General features: G+C 63.1%; 9 protein-coding genes and 1 pseudogene. 8 read left to right on the forward strand and 2 right to left on the reverse strand.

The genetic code is table 11. The annotated features are described in order from the left end of the window. Positions 1 to 17 precede the first annotated feature (17 nt). From lepB to ACK543_RS12730, 6 genes are all read left to right on the forward strand, one after another. Positions 18 to 698 (forward strand): signal peptidase I, encoded by a 681-nt coding sequence (gene lepB, locus ACK543_RS12705; RefSeq protein ID WP_409943207.1) that lies wholly within the window; start codon positions 18 to 20, stop codon positions 696 to 698. A 6-nt stretch (positions 699 to 704) separates the two neighbouring features. Continuing rightward, positions 705 to 1,076 carry a 30S ribosome-binding factor RbfA gene (gene rbfA, locus ACK543_RS12710; protein ID WP_409943208.1) on the forward strand — a complete coding sequence of 124 codons (372 nt, stop codon included), beginning with the start codon at positions 705 to 707 and terminating at the stop codon, positions 1,074 to 1,076. 3 nt (positions 1,077 to 1,079) lie between these two features. After that, complete coding sequence (gene truB, locus ACK543_RS12715; RefSeq protein ID WP_409943209.1) at positions 1,080 to 2,081, forward strand: tRNA pseudouridine(55) synthase TruB; 1,002 nt, start codon at positions 1,080 to 1,082, stop codon at positions 2,079 to 2,081. Further along, positions 2,078 to 3,901, forward strand: a complete 1,824-nt coding sequence (gene typA, locus ACK543_RS12720) for a translational GTPase TypA (protein ID WP_409943210.1) — start codon at positions 2,078 to 2,080, stop codon at positions 3,899 to 3,901. The genes truB and typA overlap by 4 nt, the downstream gene beginning before the upstream one ends. Before the next feature lie 66 nt (positions 3,902 to 3,967). Continuing rightward, positions 3,968 to 4,843, forward strand: coding sequence for a DMT family transporter (locus ACK543_RS12725; RefSeq protein WP_409943211.1), 876 nt, complete (start codon positions 3,968 to 3,970; stop codon positions 4,841 to 4,843). Continuing rightward, positions 4,840 to 5,934: an enoyl-CoA hydratase/isomerase family protein gene (locus ACK543_RS12730; RefSeq protein WP_409943212.1), complete on the forward strand. Its 1,095-nt coding sequence runs from the start codon at positions 4,840 to 4,842 to the stop codon at positions 5,932 to 5,934. Before ACK543_RS12725 ends, ACK543_RS12730 begins: the two co-directional genes overlap by 4 nt. Positions 5,935 to 6,055: 121 nt before the next feature. Here the strand turns inward: ACK543_RS12730 and smpB are convergent, their stop codons facing one another. Beyond that, complete coding sequence (smpB, locus tag ACK543_RS12735; RefSeq protein WP_409943213.1) at positions 6,056 to 6,532, reverse strand: SsrA-binding protein SmpB; 477 nt, start codon at positions 6,530 to 6,532, stop codon at positions 6,056 to 6,058. 327 nt (positions 6,533 to 6,859) lie between these two features. Here smpB and ACK543_RS12740 point away from each other — a divergent pair, with 327 nt between their 5' ends. Beyond that, positions 6,860 to 7,300 (forward strand): type II toxin-antitoxin system RatA family toxin, encoded by a 441-nt coding sequence (locus ACK543_RS12740; protein WP_409943214.1) that lies wholly within the window; start codon positions 6,860 to 6,862, stop codon positions 7,298 to 7,300. Next, positions 7,293 to 7,670 (forward strand): RnfH family protein, encoded by a 378-nt coding sequence (locus tag ACK543_RS12745; RefSeq protein ID WP_409943215.1) that lies wholly within the window; start codon positions 7,293 to 7,295, stop codon positions 7,668 to 7,670. Before ACK543_RS12740 ends, ACK543_RS12745 begins: the two co-directional genes overlap by 8 nt. A gap of 49 nt (positions 7,671 to 7,719) precedes the next feature. Here ACK543_RS12745 and ACK543_RS12750 read toward each other — a convergent pair. Next, positions 7,720 to 8,030 (reverse strand): annotated as a pseudogene (locus ACK543_RS12750) (DUF4124 domain-containing protein); the annotation flags it as partial.

Consider the following 8,030-nt stretch of genomic DNA (forward strand, 5'->3'; position numbering starts at 1 on the left):
AGCCAAGAGGGAACCAGATGCAGTTCATTCACCGAATGTGGAAAGAGTACCGGGGACTCACGTTGTTCGTGGGCCTGATGCTCGTGTTTCGGTCGGCCGTGGCCGACTGGAATTACATTCCATCGTCGTCGATGAACCCCACCATTTATGCGGGCGACCGTGTGCTGGTGGACAAGCGCGCCTACAGCCTTCGCGTGCCCTTCACGCTGCGCGAGGTGACGCGATGGGCCACGCCCCGGCGTGGCGATGTGGTCACCTTCGATTCACCGGATGACGGGATCAATCTCATCAAGCGTGTGGTCGCGGTGGCCGGGGATGAGGTGTCCATGTCGGGCAATCGTCTGGTACTCAATGGGCAACCCCAGCCTCGCACGCTGGTGCAAGGCCTGCGGCCGGTTCCTACCGAGTACGGCATGGTCGATCAGGAGATCTGGCAGGAAACCCTGAACGACACGCCATTTGAGGTGGCCCGTCTGCCCCGCTTCAACCGCCTGACTGATTTTGCGCCGGTGCGCGTGCCCGAGGGCCATGTGATGGTCCTGGGCGACAACCGCGACAACAGCCGCGATTCGCGCTTCATCGGCTTCATCGATGTGCGCAGCATTACCGGCAAAGCGGTGCGTGTCGTCCTCTCGCATGAGCCTCGCCAGTTCTACCTTCCGCGCGCAGACCGTTGGTGGCTGCCCATGCATGGGTGAATCGACATGGTGACCAAAAAATCTGCCACCCCCAACCGCGCCTTCAAGGTTGCCGATCAGATCCAGCGCGATCTGACCGAGCTGATCGCGCGCGAGTTGAAAGACCCGCGCGTGGGGATGGTCACGCTGCAGGGCGTGGAGGTCACGCCCGATTACGCGCACGCCAAGGTCTTTTTCAGCCTGCTGACGGGCGACCCTGTGGAAACCCAGGCCGCCCTCAACCAGGCTGCGGGTTTCCTGCGCAATGGCCTGTTCAAGCGCCTGCACATCCACACGGTGCCCACGCTGCATTTCGTGTTTGACCGCACCTCCGAGCGCGCGGCCGACATGAACGCGCTGATCGCCAAGGCGGTTTCTTCGCGCGCCAAAGAGGACTAGCCCATGCACACGCCACGCACCAGGGTGCAGCGGCGCCCTGTGCATGGGGTGTTGCTGCTCGATAAACCGCTCGGCCTGTCGAGCAATGACGCCTTGCAAAAGGCAAAATGGTTGCTGCGCGCCGAAAAAGCCGGGCACACGGGCACGCTGGATCCGCTGGCCAGCGGCGTGCTGCCCCTGTGCTTCGGCGCGGCTACCAAGTTCAGCCAGCTGCAGCTTGATGCAGCCAAGACCTACGAGGCGGTTGCGCTGCTGGGCACCACCACCACCACGGGCGATGCCGAGGGCGACGTGCTCCAGCGCTGCGAAGTAGACCCGGCCCAGCTCACCCCGCAGAGGCTGTTGGCCGTGCAGCAGCAGTTCACCGGTCCCATCCGTCAGGTGCCTCCGATGCACAGCGCGCTCAAGAAGGACGGCAAGGCGCTGTACGAATATGCGCGGGCTGGCGTCATCGTGGAGCGCGAGCCGCGCCAAGTGCTCATTCATGCCCTAAAACTCGTGCTTACGCACGATGCTACTGGTCTTTTTGCTATTAAAATAATAGTAAACTGCAGCAAGGGCACGTACATACGCACGCTGGGTGAAGACATTGGCGCGGCGCTGGGATGCGGCGCCCACCTTACCCTGCTGCGGCGTATTGACACAGGTGGCCTGGGGGTCGAGCGCTGCGTCACGCTGGCGCAATTGGAGGCCATGTCCGAAGCCGAACGCCTGGCCAGCCTGCAGGCTCCCGAGTCGCTGCTGGCACAACACATGCGTGTCACGCTGGACGGTGACAATGCAGCCCGATTCCTGTCGGGCGTACGCCGCCGTGGCAACTGGCCCGATGCCAGTGCCGTGGCCGTGTTTGGCGAGAACCCCCCGGCATTGCTGGGGGTAGGGCATGTCGTGGGCGGTGAGCTGGTGCCCGATCGGCTCCTGAGTCCACTGGAAATTCAACAGATTTTGGAAGGCACGCCGCATTCCGCGTCGATGGCGCACAGCGGCACATTGGAAAAACTATGACGAAACAAATCCGCAATATCGCGATCATTGCCCACGTTGACCACGGCAAAACCACCATGGTGGACCAGTTGCTGCGCCAGTCTGGCACCTTTGCAGACCATGAGAAAGTGGTCGACACGGTGATGGACAGCAATGCGATCGAAAAAGAGCGTGGCATCACCATCCTGGCCAAGAACTGCGCCGTGAGCTGGAAGGGCACGCACATCAACATCGTCGATACCCCCGGCCACGCGGACTTCGGCGGCGAGGTGGAGCGCGCACTGTCGATGGTGGACAGCGTGCTGCTGCTCATCGACGCGCAGGAAGGCCCCATGCCACAGACCCGCTTTGTGACCAAGAAGGCCCTGGCCCTGGGCCTGCGCCCCATCCTGGTGGTGAACAAGGTGGACAAGCCCGGTGCCAACCCCGACAAGGTGGTCAACGCCGCGTTCGACCTGTTTGACAAACTGGGCGCGACCGACGAGCAACTCGACTTCCCCGTGGTGTACGCCTCGGGCATCAACGGCTGGTCGTCGCTGGAAGAGGGTGCGCCGGGCGAGCAGTGGGGCCCGGACATGTCGGCCCTGTTTGACACCATCCTCAAGCATGTTCCGGCCAATTCCGGTGATCCGGCTGCCCCGCTACAGTTGCAGATCTCGGCCTTGGACTTCTCCAGCTTCGTGGGCCGCATCGGCGTGGGGCGCATCAGCCAGGGTACCTTGAAGCCAGCGCAGGACGTGCTGGTCATGGAAGGCCCCGATGGCAAGGCCGTCAAGGGCCGCGTCAACCAGGTGCTGACCTTCCAGGGCCTCGATCGCATGCAGACACCGATGGCCGGCCCGGGCGACATCGTGCTGATCAACGGCATTGAAGACATCGGTATCGGCGTGACCGTGACCGACCCTGCCAACCCCGCGCCGCTGCCCATGCTCAAGGTGGACGAGCCCACCTTGACCATGAACTTCTGCGTGAACACCTCGCCGCTGGCAGGCCGTGAAGGCAAGTTTGTGACCAGCCGCCAGATTTGGGACCGCCTGCAAAAGGAACTGCAGCACAACGTGGCACTGCGCGTGAAGGAAACCGACGAAGAAGGCGTGTTCGAAGTGATGGGCCGCGGTGAGCTGCACCTGACCATCCTGCTTGAGAACATGCGCCGCGAAGGCTACGAGCTGGCCGTGTCCAAGCCGCGCGTGGTGTTCAAGGATATCGACGGCGTGAAGTGCGAGCCGATCGAGCTGGTGACGGCCGATATCGAAGAAGGCCACCAGGGCGGGGTGATGCAGGCCCTGGGCGAGCGCAAGGGCGAGCTGGTGAACATGGAGTCCGACGGCCGTGGCCGCGTGCGCCTTGAATACCGCATCCCGGCCCGTGGCCTGATCGGTTTCACCAATGAATTCCTGAACCTGACGCGTGGTTCGGGCCTGATCTCCAACATCTTTGACAGCTACGAGCCGCACAAGGGTGACATTGGCAGCCGCAAAAACGGCGTGCTGATCTCCATGGACGACGGCGAAATCTTCACCTATGCCCTGGGTAAGCTCGACGATCGTGGTCGCATGTTCGTCAGGGCCAATGACCCCGTGTACGAAGGCATGATCGTCGGTATCCACAGCCGCGACAACGATCTGGTCGTGAACGCCACGCGCACCAAGCAGCTCACCAACTTCCGCGTGTCCGGCAAGGAGGACGCGATCAAGATCACGCCTCCGATCGACCTGACCCTGGAATACGGCGTGGAATTCATCGAAGATGATGAACTCGTGGAGATCACTCCGAAGTCCGTGCGTCTGCGCAAGCGCCATCTGACCGAAAACGAGCGCAAGCGCGCTGCCCGGTCCTGATCACCCGCAAGCTGCACAAGGCCACTGCATTGCGGTGGCCTTTTGTCGGTCTGAACCGCCAAGCCGATGTTGAAACTCACCCATTCCCGAGCCGTGTTCCTCATGGTGGCCGTCACCTTGATGTGGTCCATCGCTGGCGTGGTCACGCGGCACCTGGAGCATGCGGCGAGCTTTGAGGTGACGTTCTGGCGCAGCCTGTTCACGCTGCTGGCGCTATTGGTGATCGTGCCCGCGCTGCAGGGGCGCGCCGTGTGGGCTTCGATGCGCCATAGCGGTCGCGCGCTGTGGATTTCTGGCTTGTGCTGGAGCGTCATGTTCACGGCGTTCATGGTTGCACTGGTGCTGATGCCGGTTGCCAACGTGCTGGTCACCATGGCGGTGGGGCCCCTGATCACCGCGCTGTTTGCAAGGATTTTCATTGGCCACCGCATTGCGCCGCGCACCTGGGTGGCCATTGCCGTTGCCGGTGCGGGCATCGCCTGGATGTATGGTTCGCAGATGGCTGGCCTGCCGCTGGTGGGCACGCTCGTGGCGCTGTGTGTCCCGGTGGCGGCTGCGATCAACTGGACGGTCGCGCAGCATTCGCAGCGTCACGGTCAGGCGGTTGACCTGGTACCCGCCGTGCTGGTGGGTGCGCTCATCTCGGTGGTGGCCACGCTGCCTTTTGCACTGCCTTTTCAGGCCTCGGGCCACGACCTGGCGCTGCTGGCTTTGCTGGGCGTGGTGCAACTGGCAATCCCGTGTGTGCTGGCCGTGCGCTGCGGTCGGGTGCTCAAGGCTCCCGAAATGGCCTTGCTCGGGCTGCTCGAAGTGATCTTCGGCATCGTGCTGGCCTGGATGGGCGCTGGCGAGCGGCCCGACACCGCGGTGCTGACCGGCGGCGCGCTGGTGATTGGCGCGCTGGTGTTCAATGAACTGTTGGGTTGGAGGGAGCAAAAATGACGGAGGCAGTCGTGTCGGAAGTGTTGAGTCAAGTGAAGGGGCAGGTCGGATTCATCACGCTGAACCGGCCCCGCGCGCTCAATGCGCTTTCGCTGGGCATGGTGCGCGAACTGATGGGCACGCTGCTGGCTTGGCAGCGCGATGACAAGGTGCTTGCCGTGGCAATCCGCGGTAGCAACAAGGAAGGTCCGTTTGGCGCTTTCTGTGCGGGCGGCGACATCCGTTTTCTGCACCAGGCTGGCAGTCAGGGCAGCCCTTTGATCGAGGATTTTTTCACCGAGGAATACGCCCTCAACCACCTCATCCACAATTACAACAAGCCCTACATTGCGTTTATGGATGGCATCGTCATGGGTGGCGGCATGGGCATCAGCCAGGGCGCGGCCCTGCGGGTGGTGACGGAGCGAACCAAAATGGCCATGCCCGAAACGGCCATCGGCCTCTTCCCGGACGTTGGCGGCGGCTATTTCCTGAGCCGGTGCCCGGGCCGCACCGGTGAATGGCTGGCCCTGACGGGCGACACCATTGGCGCGGGCGATGCGATTGCCCTCGGTCTGGCCGATGGATACCTGCCCTCCGATCAGCAGGCGCTGCTGTGGGAGGCCCTGGCGGCGCAGCCCTTTGCCAGCGGTGCCGCAGTGAAAGACTATGTTGCTACTAAATTGGTAGCTACTGAGTCAATGCTGACAGGCGTGATGCCGGAAATTAATCAATATTTTTCCCTGCCAACCGTGGGAGAGATCGTCCACGCCCTTGAAAGCGCCTCGTCGGACTGGGCGCGTGCCACGGCTGCCACGCTGCGCAAGCGCTCACCGTTGATGCTGCATGTGGTGCTGGAGCAGATTCGCCGTGCGCGTGCCATGGGCCTGGCCGATGACCTGCGCATGGAGCGCGACATGGTGCGCCACTGCTTTTTTCTGCGCCCCGGCCAGAGCGAGACGGTCGAGGGCATTCGGGCGCTTGCAGTGGACAAGGATCACGCGCCCCGATGGAGCCCGGCGCGCATCGAAGACGTGACGGCCGAAATGGTGGCCCCATTTTTCGCCAGCCCCTGGCCCGCACACGCGCACCCACTGGCCAGCCTGGTGTGAGGGCGGTTGGTCGCTATTGCAAGCGGCAGCGGGCTGAGGTGGTGCCACGCAACGAAGGGGCCACCACGGCGTGCGAGCCTGCCCGCTGCGGCGTCGGCGCACGCTCCCCTGATGGGGCGCATCAGCGGTTTCGGCTCTTCATCGCACGCTCGACCTCGCGCTTGCCTTCGCGGTCCTTGATGGTGTCGCGCTTGTCGTGCTCGGCTTTGCCCTTGGCCAGAGCGATCTCGCATTTGACCAAACCGTTCTTCCAGTGCAGGTTGAGCGGTACCAGGGTGTAGCCCTTTTGCTCCACCTTGCCGATCAGCCGTTTGATCTCGTCCTTCTTGAGCAACAGCTTCTTGGTGCGGGCGGCGTCGGGGCTGACATGCGTCGACGCTGTTTTGAGCGCCTGGATCTGGCAGCCCAGCAAATACAGCTCGCCATCGCGGATCAGAACGTAGCCGTCTGTCAGCTGGACTTTGCCCTCACGCAGCGCCTTGACTTCCCAGCCGTGCAGCACCATTCCCGCCTCGTGGCGTTCCTCGAAAAAATAGTTGTAGGCCGCTTTTTTGTTGTCGGCAATGCGGGCGGTGGGATCGGGCTTTTTGGGGGCCATGGGTCTGATCGAGGTTTGCACTGTGCGTGCCGTGGGCTGATGGGGTCTGTGTCACCGCAGAGCGCGGCGCATATACGAGTAGAACACTGCCCCCCGTGCTGCGGACTCGTCCAAGCGCATGCGGCTGCCATGGGTTTGCGACCGTACGCCTGTGGGGTCCTGTGCCCGGCCGCAGGCCGACTGCCTGCGCAACACCTTCATCCAAAATGGGGCGTGTACTGCCGGATGAAAGGGCTTCCCTAAAATGGGCGTCTTCGCAAATGCGCGATTGTAATTTCCCTGGCCTTCGGCCCCGCCGCTGGTGGGGCAGCCGATGGCTTTGTCTGCATGAAAACCGTCCATAAGTCCGTCCTGATCTGGTACAGCCCTGAGGAAATGTTTGCCCTGGTCACGGGGGTTGAGCACTATCCCCAGTTTTTGCCCTGGTGCGATCACTCGACCGTGCGCGAAACCTCGTCGGATGGCATGACGGCCGAGGTGGGCATCGCTTTCAGCGGCATCCGCCAGACCTTCGTCACGCGAAACACCCACGAGCTTGGCCGCCGTGTGCAGATGCATCTCGTTGAAGGCCCTTTTTCGCGACTGGACGGTGATTGGCATTTCCACCCGGTCGGCGACGGAACCCAGCGCGCCTGCAAGGTGGAGTTGCGCCTGAACTACGGGTTTGACAGCGCGGCCTTGGCAGTGCTGGTGGGCCCGGTGTTTGACCGCATTGCCAGCAGCATGGTGGATGCCTTCGTCAAGCGCGCGGAACAGGTGTATGGCTGACAGCGCCGCCCCAGACAGGTTGAACGTGACCGTGGTGGCATGCACAGGGCCGCGTCAAACGCGTGAATGGGTGGTGCAGTTGCAGGCCCCGGCAACGGTTCAGGATGCGCTGCTGGCCTGTGGAAGCGAACTTGCTTGCTTGACCTTGCCAGACAGCGATGGTGCGATCGACGCAAGCGGGCCCCCCTTGGGCATCTGGGGACGCCAAGCCGCGATGGACTCTGCCGTTGCCGATCTCGACCGGGTAGAGATTTACCGCCCGCTTCGGGTGGACCCCAAGGTGGCCCGTCGCCAGCGCTTTGCGCGTCAAGGGGCGCGCACGACGGGGCTGTTTGCAAGAAAGCGGCCGGGCGGCAAGCCGGGCTATTGAATCAGCACAACTGCCTGAACGGGCGGTTGCGTCGCGCAGTGCGCGCAGGTCAACCCTTGCAATCAGAGGCAATGATGCCGTCGATGCGCTTGACCTCCGCATTGCGTGTCGCTTCGTCCATGAACCCCCGCTCGCCCTTTGCATTGGTGTAAGACAAGGGACGCCCGCTCTCAAAGGTGGCTTTGGCCTGGCGTGCGCGCGCGCAGTTTTCGGCGCGCGCCTTGGCAAGCTTTTCCTGCTCGGCCTTGGCTTTGGCGGCTTCCGCGGCTTCGGCCTGGGCCTTTTTCTGTTCGAGCTCCCTGTCTTTGGTGGCACTGGCCGCCGCCTTGGGGGCGGCCGCTGTAGCGCCGGCCTGACGGG

The organism is Acidovorax sp., assembly GCF_046341535.1.
Taxonomy (GTDB): Bacteria; Pseudomonadota; Gammaproteobacteria; order Burkholderiales; family Burkholderiaceae_C; genus Acidovorax.